5 protein-coding genes and 2 pseudogenes are annotated in these 13,709 nt (G+C 67.5%); 4 read left to right on the top strand and 3 right to left on the bottom strand.

Annotated features, from left to right (window positions below):
- Nucleotides 1–447: 447 nt before the first annotated feature.
- A pseudogene (locus tag N5J29_RS15650) lies at nucleotides 448–3,791 on the top strand (GH92 family glycosyl hydrolase).
- A gap of 4 nt (nucleotides 3,792–3,795) precedes the next feature.
- The gene (locus N5J29_RS15645) at nucleotides 3,796–4,542 is read left to right on the top strand and encodes a basic secretory protein-like protein (protein WP_164152816.1); all 747 of its coding nucleotides are present in this window, start codon (nucleotides 3,796–3,798) and stop codon (nucleotides 4,540–4,542) included.
- Between the two features lie 155 nt (nucleotides 4,543–4,697).
- Here N5J29_RS15645 and N5J29_RS15640 read toward each other — a convergent pair whose 3' ends face one another.
- Together N5J29_RS15640 and N5J29_RS15635 are read right to left on the bottom strand one after the other, a co-directional pair.
- The gene (locus N5J29_RS15640; protein WP_065175119.1) at nucleotides 4,698–6,989 is read right to left on the bottom strand and encodes an NADP-dependent malic enzyme; all 2,292 of its coding nucleotides are present in this window, start codon (nucleotides 6,987–6,989) and stop codon (nucleotides 4,698–4,700) included.
- A 230-nt stretch (nucleotides 6,990–7,219) separates the two neighbouring features.
- A complete protein-coding gene (locus tag N5J29_RS15635) occupies nucleotides 7,220–8,563 on the bottom strand; it encodes a dicarboxylate/amino acid:cation symporter (RefSeq protein WP_053517411.1) in 1,344 nt (447 codons plus the stop codon).
- 330 nt (nucleotides 8,564–8,893) lie between these two features.
- On the opposite strand from N5J29_RS15635, the pseudogene N5J29_RS15630 reads away from it, so the two are divergent.
- Together N5J29_RS15630 and N5J29_RS15625 are read left to right on the top strand one after the other, a co-directional pair.
- Nucleotides 8,894–10,062 (top strand): annotated as a pseudogene (locus N5J29_RS15630) (porin).
- A 68-nt stretch (nucleotides 10,063–10,130) separates the two neighbouring features.
- Entirely contained in the window at nucleotides 10,131–12,776 is a 2,646-nt protein-coding gene (locus tag N5J29_RS15625) for a PAS-domain containing protein (protein WP_164152818.1), read from the top strand.
- Between the two features lie 280 nt (nucleotides 12,777–13,056).
- Here N5J29_RS15625 and N5J29_RS15620 read toward each other — a convergent pair whose 3' ends face one another.
- A complete protein-coding gene (locus N5J29_RS15620) occupies nucleotides 13,057–13,704 on the bottom strand; it encodes a response regulator transcription factor (RefSeq protein ID WP_053517414.1) in 648 nt (215 codons plus the stop codon).
- Nucleotides 13,705–13,709 lie beyond the last annotated feature (5 nt).

Here is a 13,709-nt window from a genome sequence, read left to right as displayed (position 1 = left end):
AGAGACGGATGACGGTCCTGCCGGTGGGGGACGGACGGGAGGGTCGTGGATGGACGGTGGTGACGGGCAGCAGCAGCAAGCGCAGGCCGCCCGCCCGGATCAGGGCATGCAGGGTGTTCCGGGACAGATGGAAGGGTTGGGATCGGGACGGGAAGGACGCCGCCTTCCCCGGGCCTGGACCCCGGCCACTTTTAAATCGATCCAATCCCCTCTGTCAATAATTTGAAATGAAACGTTTTTCCCGGATTTGGATCGAACTAATTGCACTTGTCAGGGGGCAACGCACTGAGGCAGGATCGGGACCACTCCGACGACCCGATCGCATGGCCCGCCCCCACCGGACCGGCATCGCTCCTTTCCACCGCCCCTGGGCGGCGGGCGCGATGCTGGCCGTGGTACGTGCCGATGCGGGTCCTGCCTGCCGCCTGCCCTTCCGGGAGACCCTGCATGACCCTTTCCGATCCGCGCCGCGCCCTGCTTCCGCTCGCCCTGGCCCTGGCCTGCGCCACGCCCGCCCTGCCCGCAGTGGCACAGGGCCTGCAGACCTCGTTCGAAGCAGGTGAGCCCGCACCGGCCAAGGCCGGCGGCGCGCTGCAGGTGCAGATCGGCACCGGTCCGGCGGCGCCGTATGCAGCCAAGCGCAACGCCGGCTACAGCGGCCTGCGCGCGCTGCACTACCAGGCCGACGGCGGCGCGGCGCGGCGCGACCTGTTCAGCACGGACCTGACCATCGACGCCGACACCACCCTGTCCTGGCTGGTGCTGCCGGAGATCGTCGACAAGGACACGGTGGCCTCCACCTACGTCTCGCTGGACCTGCGCCTGGACGATGGCAGCCGCGTATCGGCCAGCTCCGCGCGTGATCAGCACGGCATCGCCGTGGGCGCGCGTGCGCAGGGCGATTCGAAAACGCTGTATCCGCAGCAGTGGGCGCGCAAGGCCGTACGCCTGGGCGATGTGCCTGCGCTGCGCGGCCGCCGGGTGGTCGCCATCGAGCTGGAAGTGGCCAGCGCCGACGGTGCGCCGGTGTCCGGCTGGATCGATGACGTGCGCCTGGATGCGCAGCCGCGGCAGGTGCCGCAGCGGGTCTCGGACTGGGTGCTGACCACCCGCGGTACGCAGGCCAACGGCACGTTCTCGCGCGGCAACAATTTCCCGGCCACGGCGGTGCCGCACGGCTTCAACTTCTGGACCCCGGTGACCGATGCCGGTGCACTGAACTGGCTGTACCGCTGGAACGAGCAGAACGATGCGAACAACCGCCCGCAGCTGCAGGCGCTCGCGCTGAGTCACCAGCCCAGTCCCTGGATGGGCGACCGCCAGACCTTCCAGGTGATGCCATCGGCCAGCCGCGGTGTGCCCGAGGCCGACCGCAGCAAGCGGGCGCTGTCCTTCGACCGCACGCACGAGAACGCGCGCCCCTACCGCTACGACGTGCGCTTCGACAACGGCATCGCCGCCTCCATCGCGCCGACGGACCACGCCGCGGTCTTCCGCTTCGATTTCCCTGCGGAAGGTGATGCCAACCTGCTGTTCGACAATGTGGATGCACGCGGCGGGCTGACCCTGGATGCGGCCACCCAGACACTGTCCGGCTACACCGACACGCGCAGCGGCCTGTCCAACGGTGCCGGCCGCATGTTCTTGGTGGCCCGCTTCGACCGGCCCTGGCGCAGCAGCGGACGCATCGACAGCGGCCGCCCGACCGGCTACATCAAGTTCGATGCCGGCAGCGATCGCCGCGTCACCATGCGCATTGCCACCTCGCTGATCTCGCTCGAACAGGCGCGGCACAACCTTGCTCTGGAGATTTCCGCCACGGATACGCTGGAAAGCGTGGCCGGCCGCGCCCAGGATGCCTGGGATGCGCGCCTGGCCCGCTTCGATATCGGCGATGCCACGGACGACCAGAAAACCACGCTGTACTCCAGCCTCTACCGGTTGTACCTGTATCCCAACTCCGGCCACGAAAACGTCGGCAGCGCTGCCGCCCCCGAGTGGCGTTACGCCAACCAGGCCAGCGCCAGCGAGAACAACACCGATGGCAGTGACAATCGCACCTTCAGTGGCGTGCGCGATGGCCGGGTGTTCGTCAACAATGGCTTCTGGGATACGTTCCGCACGACGTGGCCGGCGTACGCACTGTTCACGCCGGAGGACGCCGGCCAGCTCGTGCAGGGATTCATCGAGCAGTACCGCGCGGGCGGCTGGATCGCCCGCTGGTCATCGCCGGGCTACGCGGACCTGATGGTCGGCACCAGTTCCGACGTGGCCTTCGCCGACGCATGGCTGAAGGGCGTCGGCGGTTTCGATCCCGCCGAGGCCTATGCCGCGGCGCTGAAGAATGCCACCGTGGTACCGCCCGATCGCCATGTAGGGCGCAAGGGCATGGATCGCTCGACGTTCCGCGGCTATGCCAGTGCCGACGTGCATGAAGGCATGTCATGGACGATGGAAGGCGCGCTGAACGACTTCGGCATCGCCAACATGGCCGAGGCACTGGCCAAGCGCGCGACCACCGCCGCGCAGCGCGAGCGCTACAGCACCGAAGCCGACTACTTCCGCTACCGCGCTGCCAGCTACGCGACCCTGTTCGACCCTGCCGCCGGCTTCTTCCAGGGCCGCAAGGCCGACGGCAGCTGGCGCGTGGACGCCAAGGACTACGATCCGCGCGTGTGGGGCCACGACTACACCGAATCCAACGGCTGGACGTTCGCCTTCACCGCCGCGCACGATGGCGAGGGCCTGGCCGCGCTGTACGGTGGCCGCGACAGGCTGGCCGCCAAGCTCGATGCCTTCTTTGCCACGCCGGAGACCGCCGATGCCGCGTTTGCAGGCTCCTACGCGGCATCATCCATGAGATGACCGAAGCGCGCGACGTGCGCATGGGCATGTACGCGCACAGCAACCAGCCGGCGCACCATATCCCGTGGATGTATCTGTACGCCGGGCAGCCCTGGAAGACCCAGCAGCACGTGCGTGAGATCCTGTCGCGGCTGTACGTGGGCAGCGAGATCGGCCAGGGCTATCCGGGCGATGAGGACAATGGCGAGACCTCCGCATGGTACGTGCTGGCTTCGCTGGGCCTGTATCCACTGCGGATGGGCGCGCCGGAATACGTGATCGGCTCCCCGGCATTCAGGCACGCCCGGGTGGAACTGCAGGGTGGCGCGGTGCTGACCGTCAACGCGCCGCAGAACTCCGCGGAGAACGTCTACGTCCAGTCGCTGAAGATCAACGGCACGCCATGGACCCGGACCTGGGTACCGCACGAGGTGATCGCCAAGGGCGCGACGCTGGACTTCGAGATGGGCCCGCAGCCTTCGCGCTGGGGCACAGGCGCCGACGACGTGCCCCGTTCGCTGACCGCACCGGGCCAGCGACCGCAGATGCTGCACGATCTGCTGGGCAGCAGCACGCGCGCTGCGCTGGCCGATGGCCGCGCCGTGCCCGCGCTGTTGGACGACGATGCGACCACGGCCGTTCCGCTGGGCGCGGGTGCCACCCTCATGCTGAGCGCCGTGGGTGACGGCGCGCCGACGATGTATACGCTGACCAGCGGCGAAGGGCCGATCCGGGGGGCCGGATGGACCCTGGAAGCCCGTAACGGCGACGACCGCTGGACCACGCTGGACCAGCGGCGTGGCGAAGACTTCAGTGCTGCGCGGCAGACCCGTCCGTTCCGCATCGCCTCGCCCTCACGCTATGCCGAGTACCGCCTGCGCGTAACTGCGCCGGGACGCCTGCAGCTGGCTGAGATCGAACTGTTGTCCCCCTCCACTGTACGGTGACCCCATGCGCATTCGCCTGCTGACCCTTGCACTTGCTGCATTCACTCTGCCCGGCATTGCGCTGGCCCAGCCGTCGCAGCCCCGGGCCTTCGATGGCCAGTTCACCCGCGAAGGCATCACGTTGCACTACCAGGATGCGACCGGTGCGCTGGCCGCACCGGCACGCCAGCGCATCGTCGATACGTTCTATTCCGCCTACCTGCGCGAACGGGCGGACTTCCACCCGGCGGCACCGGCCGAGGTGCACATCGTGATCGATCCGGCCTACGACGGCGTCGCCTACGTGGGCGAGAAGGACAAGGCGAGCACCATCACCATCAACCCGGGCTGGCTGGTGAAGCACCCCGATGACATCGACCTGGTGACCCACGAGGCGATGCACATCGTGCAGGGCTACCCGAGCTACGGCGACACGCGCGTACCGGGCTGGCTGGTGGAAGGCATTGCCGACTACGCCCGCGACCGCTACGGCACGGACAATGCCGCAGCGGGCTGGGCGCTGCCGGACAAAGTGGGCAAGGGCCAGAGCGTGGAAAGCGGCTACCGGGTAACCGGGGCCTTCCTGAAATGGGCCGAAGCTGGACACCCCGGCTTGGTACTGGCGCTGGACAAGGCCCTGCGCAACGGCCAGTACACCCTGGCGCTGTGGCAGCAGCACACCGGCAAGGGCCTGCCGGCGCTATGGGCCGAGTACGCCAAGCCGCGTTCGGATGCCCCGCCGCCGGCACCGGCACGAGGCGGCAAGCGCTGAGCGGTTGCGCCGGGCCATGCCCGGCGGAATGCCTGATTTGCCGCGCTGCGCGCTCGCCGGGCATGGCCCGGCGCTACCCGATCCGGTTTCCGCTGTGCGGAAACAGAAACGCGCCTCGTGGGGCGCGTTTCTGCAGCGATCGCGGTGACGAAGGATTACGCCTTCTTTTCCGCTTCCAGCTGTTTGCGGATCTGCGCATCGACCGCAGCAATGGCGGTCATGTTCAGGATGCGGCGCGAGGTCGCGCTGGTGGTCAGGATGTGCACCGGCTTGTTCACGCCCATCAGGATCGGGCCGATCGCCACGCCATCGGTGAACACACGCACCAGGTTGTAGGCGATGTTGGCCGCTTCCAGGTTGGGCAGCACGAACAGGTTGGCGCGACCCTGCAGGGTGGAACCCGGCAGCAGTTTCTGGCGCAGCGCCTCGTCCCAGGCGGTATCGCCCTGCATCTCGCCGTCCACGTTCAGGCGCGGATTGCGCTTGAGCAGCAGCTCGCGGACCTGGCGCATCTTCAGCGCGTCCTTGGAATCGTGGCTGCCGAAATTGGAGTGCGACAGCAGCGCCACCTTCGGTTCGATGCCGAACAGTTTCATGCGGTACGCAGCCTGCAGGGTCGCCTCGCAGATCTGCTCGGCACTGGGATCTTCCTGCACGTGCGTGTCGACGAAGAAGAACACGCCCTGCTGGTTGATGACGCCGGTCATCGCCGAGGTCGAGGTGACCTTCGGCTCCAGCGGCAGCACGCTGCGGACATAACCCAGCTTCTTGTGGAAACGGCCGACGATGCCGGTCAGCATTGCATCGGCTTCGCCACGCGCGACCATCACCGCGGCAATCAGGGTCGGCCGCGAACGCATCAGGTTCTTCGCCGCCGCCACGGTGACGCCGCGACGACCGGTCAGCCCGTGGTAGTACTGCCAGTATTCGTTGAAGCGCGGATCATCATTGATGTTGGTGATCTCGAAGTGCTCACCAGCCTTCAGGCGCAGGCCCAGGCGCTCGATGCGCGCTTCGATCACGTCCGGCCGGCCGATCAGGATCGGATGTGCGAGCCCTTCATCGACCACGTTCTGCACCGCCTGCAGCACCACTTCCTCTTCGCCTTCGGCGTAGACCACGCGCTGCTTGTCGGTGCGTGCACGGTCGTACACCGGCTTCATCATCAGGCTGGTGCGGTAGACGAACTGGGCCAGCTTGTCACGGTAGGCGCCCATGTCGGCGATCGGCCGGGCGGCCACCCCCGAGTCCATCGCGGCCTGGGCCACGGCAGCGGACAGCTCCACCAGCAGGCGGCGATCGAACGGGCGCGGGATCAGGTACTCGCGGCCGAAGCTCGGGGTTTCACCGCCGTAGGCCGAGCCCATGTCGGTCGCGGCGCGGCGTGCCAGTGCGGCGATGGCGCGCACGCAGGCGATCTTCATTTCCTCGTTGATCGCGGTGGCGCCCACGTCCAGCGCACCGCGGAACAGGTACGGGAAGCACAGCACGTTGTTGACCTGGTTCGGGTAATCCGAACGGCCGGTGCCGATGATCGCGTCCGGACGCGCCGCACGCGCCACTTCCGGCATGATTTCCGGGGTCGGATTGGCCAGTGCGAAGATCACCGGGTCCGGCGCCATGGTCTTGACCATTTCGGCGGTGAGGATGCCCGGCGCCGACAGGCCCAGGAAGATATCCGCGCCGTCGACGATCTCGGCCAGGGTGCGCTTGTCGGTGTCGCGTGCGTAACGCTGCTTTTCCGGGTCCAGATCGGTACGACCGGTGTGGATCACGCCCTCGCGGTCGAACGCCAGGATGTTCTCCGGCTTCAGGCCCAGCTGCACCAGCATGTTGACGCAGGAAACGCCCGCCGCGCCCATGCCCGTGGTCGCCAGCTTCACCTCCTCGATCTTCTTGCCGGTGATCGCCATGGCGTTCAGCACCGCCGCGCCGACGATGATCGCCGTGCCGTGCTGGTCGTCATGGAACACCGGGATCTTCATGCGCTCGCGCAGCTTGCGCTCGACCACGAAGCATTCCGGCGCCTTGATGTCTTCCAGGTTGATGCCGCCGAAGGTCGGCTCCAGCGAGGCGATGATGTCGACCAGCTTGTCCGGATCGGTTTCGTCCACTTCGATGTCGAACACATCGATGCCGGCGAACTTCTGGAACAGCACGCCCTTGCCTTCCATCACCGGCTTGCCGGCCAGTGCGCCGATGTTGCCCAGGCCCAGCACCGCGGTGCCGTTGGAGATCACCGCCACCAGGTTGCCGCGGGCGGTCAGCTCGCTGGCCTGCTGCGGGTCGGCCTTGATTGCTTCACAGGCGTACGCCACGCCCGGCGAGTACGCCAGCGACAGGTCGCGCTGGGTCAGCATCGGCTTGGTCGCGGAGACCTTGATCTTGCCCGGCGGGGACATCCGGTGGTAATCGAGGGCGGCCTGTTTGAAATCTTCGTTGGACATCGACGTTGGATACATGAATGGGCAAGAGGGACAGGGGATCATACCCCCGTTGGAGCGCCCGGACCTGTCGCTATCCTGTCGCAGGCATGCTGCGACCGCACAATTCCCTGGCGTATGCGACAACCTGGAGCCACCAGCTTCGGCGCTGCCCATGACAGCCATGGGACGCCTTGAAACGCCGCGGGGCCGCACCACTCACGTGACCGGCCCCGCGGTACCACACACCTGGATCAGCCCTTGGCGGGCAGTGCCTCCGGCACGGCATCGACCGGCGGCGGCAGTTCGCTTTCGCGACCATCCAGCGCCAGCTTCAGGCGGTCACGGTCCAGTGCGCCTTCCCAGCGCGAGACCACCACCGTGGCCACGGCATTGCCGATGAAGTTGGTCAGCGAGCGGCATTCGCTCATGAAGCGGTCCACGCCGAGGATCAGCGCCATGCCGGCCACGGGCACTTCCGGCACGACGGCCAGGGTGGCCGCCAGGGTGATGAAGCCGGCACCGGTGACGCCGGCCGCGCCCTTGGAGCTGAGCATGGCGACCAGCAGCAGCGCGATCTGGTGGCCCAGGGTCAGTTCGGTGTTGGTGGCCTGGGCGATGAACAGCGCCGCCAGGGTCATGTAGATGTTGGTGCCGTCCAGATTGAACGAGTAGCCGGTGGGAACCACCAGGCCCACCACCGACTTGCTGCAGCCGGCCCGCTCCATCTTCTCCATCAGCGACGGCAGCGCCGACTCGGACGAAGAGGTACCCAGCACCAGCAGCAGTTCGGCCTTCAGGTAGCGCGCCAGCTTGAACACCGAGAACCCGCACAGGCGGCAGACCACGCCCAGGATCACCGCCACGAACAGGAAGGCGGTGATGTAGAACGAGCCGACCAGCCAGGCCAGGTTGATCAACGACCCCACGCCGTACTTGCCGATGGTGAAGGCGATCGCGCCGAAGGCACCGATCGGAGCAGCCTTCATCAGCATGTGCACCAGCTTGAACACCGGAGCCACCAGCGCTTCGAGGAAGTTCTGGATCGGCTTGCCCTTCTCGCCGACCGACGCCAGCGCGATGCCGAACAGCACGGCCACGAACAGCACCTGCAGGATGTTGCCGTCCACGAAGGCGCTGATCAGCGTCTTCGGGATGACATCCATCAGGAAGCCGACCAGGGTCAGGTCATGCGACTTCTCGACGTAGCTGTGCACCGCGGTCTGGTCCAGCTCGGCCGGGTTGATGTTCATGCCCGCGCCAGGCTGCACCACGTGGGCCACGATCATGCCCACGACCAGCGCCAGCGTGGAGAAGAACAGGAAGTAGGCCATGGCCTTGGCGAACACGCGGCCGACCGTGCGCAGATGGGTCATGCCGGCAATGCCGGTGACGATGGTCAGGAAGATCACCGGCGCGATGATCATCTTCACCAGGTTGATGAAGGCATCGCCGAGCGGCTTCATCTTCTCGCCGATCAGGGGTTCGTAATGGCCGAGGATGGCGCCCAGGACGATCGCCACGATCACCTGGAAGTACAGCTGGCGGTAGATCGGCAACGGCTTTGCAGGCGCCGGGGCAGCGGTCGGGATGTGCATGGCGGACTCCGGGGAAGGGCGTTTTCAGGCACGTATGGCCCCGGAACTGCATGGGAGCCGATACCGTGGAAGCTGGTCACCCCCCCTCGCTCCACGCGCAGGGTGGCGACCAATGGACGCCTTTGTACGCGCCGGGCACGCCAACGCAGATAACCTATTGGTACTAGCCCCCCGGTTCAGGTGGCCGGGACCCCTAAACTGGCCCGGCATCGCACCGCGCCGGGAGGCCGGTGGCGCGGGCTGAACGGCCCGCGGCGTCCCTGCCCAAGTTCCGGCCCCGGCGGCCGTTGTTGTCCTGACCCTACGCAATCCGAGAGAGCCGCACCCAACATGCGCCCCATTCCCACCCTGCTGGCCCTGTCGCTGGCCGCCCTGCCCGCCTTCGCGTCCGCTGCCGATTTCGACAACTGGCCGACCAAGTACGCGTTCGGCGACGGCACCGAGCTGGCGGCCACCGCCAACATCGCCTACGACTACAACGATTTCTCCTCCGGCAGTGGCCTGGACGATGACGACGCCGTGCGCCGCAAGGAATTCGGCGCCACGCTGAAGAAAAGGGCGTGTACGACGCGATGGTGTACTACGACTTCCAGGCCGACACCTGGCTGGACGTGTTCCTGCGCCTGGAGAGCAAGGCCTTCGTGGGCCGCGACATCGGCCGCTTCCGCTTCGGCTACATGAAGACGCCGGTCGGCCTGGATGCCAACACCTCCTCGCGCGCCGGTAGCTTCCTGGAGACCGCGCTGCCGGTGCAGGCGTTCTACGCCGGCCGCCGCACCGGTGTGGAATGGGTGCTGGAGCGCCCGCAGTACCTGCTGCAGGCCGGTGCCTACGGCGGCAAGGACCTGCAGGGCGACAACCCCGGCACCACGCAGGCGGTACGTGCGGTGTGGACGCCGGTGAAGGCGCCTGGCGGTGTGATCCACCTGGGCCTGGCCTACTCGCAGGAAAACCCGCGCGGCTACCGCGATGGCCGTGACGTCCATCACGAGGCCAGCGCACGGTTGCGCGCGCGCCCGGAAGCCGGCCTGACCGACATCCGCTACGTGGATTCCGGCGCGCTGGTGACCGCCGACCAGATCCGCCGCACCGGCCTGGAAGGCATCTGGATCCGTGGCCCCTTCTCGCTGCAGGCCGAAGCGCTGCAGGCCACTGTCACCCGCAACGACGGCAAGCCCGACTACACCGGCCACGGCCAGTACGCGATGGCCAGCTGGGTGCTGACCGGCGAGTCCCGTCCGTACAACGCCGGCGCCGTGGCCAACATCAAGCCCGCCCACGACTATGGCGCGGTCGAGCTGGTGGCACGCTACAGCCGCCTGGATCTGGACGACGGCAGCATCCTGGGGGGCCGTCAGCACGACCTGACCCTGGGCGCGAACTGGTACCTGACCAGCCATTTCAAGTTCCAGGCCAACTACGTCAAGGTCGATGCCAGCCGCCGCGGTGTGCACAGCACCCCGGAGATCTTCGAACTGCGCGCACAGATGCACTTCTGATCCGCGCCACGGTGCGGAATCCGGCGGGCATGCACGTCATGCCCGCCCTCACTGCGTAGACTGCCGCCATGTACTGGCTCGGCCGCCACAGGATGCTGCTGCTGACCCTCCTCGCGCTGGCCGGAGGCACCGTGCTGTGCGCGATCGCGGCGGGCCACTACGCGTGGCGCAGCGCCCTGGCTGCCGAGAGCACGCAGGTCCAGCGCCAGCTGCAGCTGTACGGCCAGGGCCTGCAGCAGCGTATCGACCGCTTCGGCACCCTGCCGCAGGTGATGGCACTGGACCCGGACCTGCTGCGCGTACTGCGCACGCCGCCCTCGCCCGCCGAGCGCCAGCAGCTGAACCTGAAACTGCAGCGCGCCAACCAGGTCACCCGAACCTCCACCCTGACCCTGGTCGGCCGCGATGGCGTCGCGGTCGCGGCCAGCAACTGGGACCAGCCGACCACCAACGTCGGCGAGGACTACAGCTACCGGCCCTATTACCAGCAGGCCCTGGCCCACGGCCGCGGCCGCTTCTACGGCATCGGCATGACCACCGGCGTGCCCGGCTATTTCATGTCCGAGGCGATCGTCGACGACCGCGGCCAGCGCATCGGCGTGATCGTGATCAAGATCGAGCTGTCGGCGCTGGAACAGGAGTGGCTGAACAGCCCGGACGTGGTGCTGGCCAGCGACAACCATGACGTGGTGTTCCTGTCCAACCGCGATGCCTGGCGCTACCGCCTGCTGCGGCCGCTGGGCGCGGACGAGCGCCGCGAGATGCTTGATGCCCGCCAGTATGCCGACCGCTCGTTGCAGCCCCTGCGGGTGCGTACCGAGGATGTGCTGGCCGATGGAGGCCGCATGGTGCGCCTGCTCGACCCGGTGCTGCCACAGGCGATGCTGTGGCAGAGCCTGGCGCTGCCCGACGAACACTGGAACCTGCATCTGCTGCACGATGCCAGTGCCGCCACCAGCGCCGGACGCGGTGCCGCCCTGGCCGGCGCCGCTGCGTGGCTGGCGTTGGGGTTCCTGCTGCTGTTCGTGCAGCAGCGCCGGCGCCTGGCCCGGCACCGCCAGCGCAGCCGCAGCGAACTGGAAACCCTGCTCAAGCAGCATGCACAGGAACTGCGCACCGCCCAGGACGGATTGCTGCAGGCTGCCACCGATGCCGACAGCGGCCTGAGCCGCAGCCTGGAGCACCTGCCGCAGGGCGTGGTGATCATTGATCGCGAACAGCGCCTGGTCGCCTGGAATTCGCGCTATCTGGAACTGTTCCGCTTCCCGCCGGGGCTGGTCCGTGTCGGCCGGCCCATCGAAGAACTGTTCCGCTACAACGCACGCCGCGGCCTGCTCGGGCCGGGGCCGATCGACGAGGCCATCGAGCGTCGCCTGAACCACCTGCGCAGTGGCCGCCCGCACATGCGCGAGAGCGAAAAGGACGATGGCACCGTTCTGGAGATCCGTGGCAATCCGCTGCCTGATGGCGGCTTCGTCACCAGCTACGCCGACATCACCAGCTACAAGAACGCTGCACGCGAACTGCGGTCACTGGCCGATGCGCTGGAACACCGCGTGGCCGAGCGCACCCATGACCTCGACGAGGCCCGCCGCGAAGCCGAACAGGCCAACCGCTACAAGACCCGTTTCGTCGCATCAGCGGTGCACGACCTGCTGCAGCCTTTGAACGCCGCGCGCATGTTCGTCTCCGTCCTGCGCGGCAAGCTGACCGACCCGGCGCAACAGCAGACCACCGACCACATCGATGCCGCACTGGCCGCGCAGGATGCCATCCTCAACAGCCTGCTCGACATCGCGCGACTGGAGTCAGGCAGCCTGCCCACGCGCGTGCATGCGTTCCGGCTGGGCCCGCTGCTGCAGACGCTGGCACGCGAGTTCGGCATCGCCGCGCAGACACGCGGGCTGGTCGTGGACTGGGTCGATACCCGCGCGGTGGTGGTCAGCGACGAAGCACTGCTGCGCCGCATCCTGCAGAATTTCCTGTCCAACGCACTGCGCTACAGCGAGCGTGGCCGGGTGCTGCTCGGCTGCCGCCGGCGCGGAGATCAGTTGTGGATTGAAGTGCATGACCAGGGCCCCGGCATTCCTGATGCGCTGCAGGGTGAAATCTTCGAGGAATTCCGCCGCCTGCACGATGGTCACCAGCGCGGCGCCGGCCTGGGTCTGGCGATCGTCGACCGTATCGGGCGCCTGCTCGGCCATCCGATCCGCCTGCGTTCGCAGCTGGGGCGTGGCAGCGTGTTCGCAGTGCGCGTACCTCTTGGCGATGCCAGCGCGATTCCCGCTGTTGCGCAGGCACCGGCGCTGGCACAGGAACCGGCGGCGGACAATCCGCTGCGCGGCCGCCGCGTGTGGGTGATCGATGATGATCCGCATGTCTGCGCAGCCAGCCGTGCCCTGCTGGAGCGCTGGGGATGCGAGGTGGTCCTGGCCGATGGCCCCCAGGCCGCGCTGCAGCTGGCCGGCCTGGAATCCGTGCCGGAACTGGTGCTGCTGGACGTTCGCATGGGCGACCATCACGGACCGGTGCTGTACGAAGTGCTGGCCGAGCACTGGCAAGCACGGCCGCCGGTGGTGCTGGTGACCGCCGAGCGCGACGCAGGACTGCGCGAAATGGCGGCCGAACGAGGCTGGGGCATGATGGCCAAGCCGGTGAAGCCGCCGGCGCTGCGGGCGCTGATGAGCCAGTTGCTGATCCGCCATCGCGGGTGACATGTAACGCAGTTCATGGTTGAGGTCGGACACGCTCCTTGTTCGTCCACCCACGGCGAAGAAAAGGAATATCAAACGCGGGTCGCGACGCCGCGCGTGCCCGTGTAGAGCCGAGCCCATGCTCGGCTCCACAGAAGGCGGCCGGACAGGCTGCTTCTGCTTTTGATCTTTTCCCTTTTCCGTGGGTGGCAGGCCACCGAAATCTGTCAGAGATCGGCCGGGTTGGGTTCGCGGGGGCGTCCGCCGCATGGATGCGGCAGCCAAGCCTCCAGGGACGGATTCACGGCGCTCCCGCATCACCTTCCGGCTCAAGCGCCTTCACCAGCACCGCGGCCTGCGTGCGGCTGTGGCATTCGAGCTTCTTCAGGATCGCGGTGACATGCACCTTCACCGTGTTTTCGGCCAACCCCAGCGTGTAGGCAATCTGCTTGTTGAGCAGGCCATCGGCCAGGCACAGCAGCACCCGGAACTGCTGCGGTGTCAGCTGCGCCAGGCGGCTGGCCAGCAGTGCATCGGCCTCAGAACGCTCGGCCGCCATCGCCGGGAACCACAGGCCACCCTCCAGCACCGCCGTCACCGCCTCGCCAATGGTCTCGGCGGGCGCCGACTTCGGGATGAAACCGGCTGCGCCGAACTGCTGCGCGCGCCGGATCACCCGGGGATGATCGTTGGACGACAGGATCACCACCGGAATGTCCGGATGCGAGCCGCGCACGTGCAGCAGCGCGGAGAAACCGTGGGCACCGGGCATGGTCAGGTCGAGCAGCACCAGGTCCACGTCAGGATGCGCATCCAGCGCCTCGGCGAGCGCTTCGGCACTGGCCACCTCGCGCACCTGGGCAAGCGGCAGGCTCTGCCGCAATGACTGCACCACCGCCGAACGCAGCAACGGGTGGTCATCGGCGATCAGGATGGTGTATTCGCTCATGCGGC

This window comes from Stenotrophomonas sp. GD03680 (assembly GCF_029844625.1).
In the GTDB taxonomy this organism is placed as follows: domain Bacteria; phylum Pseudomonadota; class Gammaproteobacteria; order Xanthomonadales; family Xanthomonadaceae; genus Stenotrophomonas; species Stenotrophomonas maltophilia_P.
The sequence above is the reverse complement of the archived record's forward strand: the minus strand, read 5'-3'. Positions and strand labels throughout refer to the sequence as shown.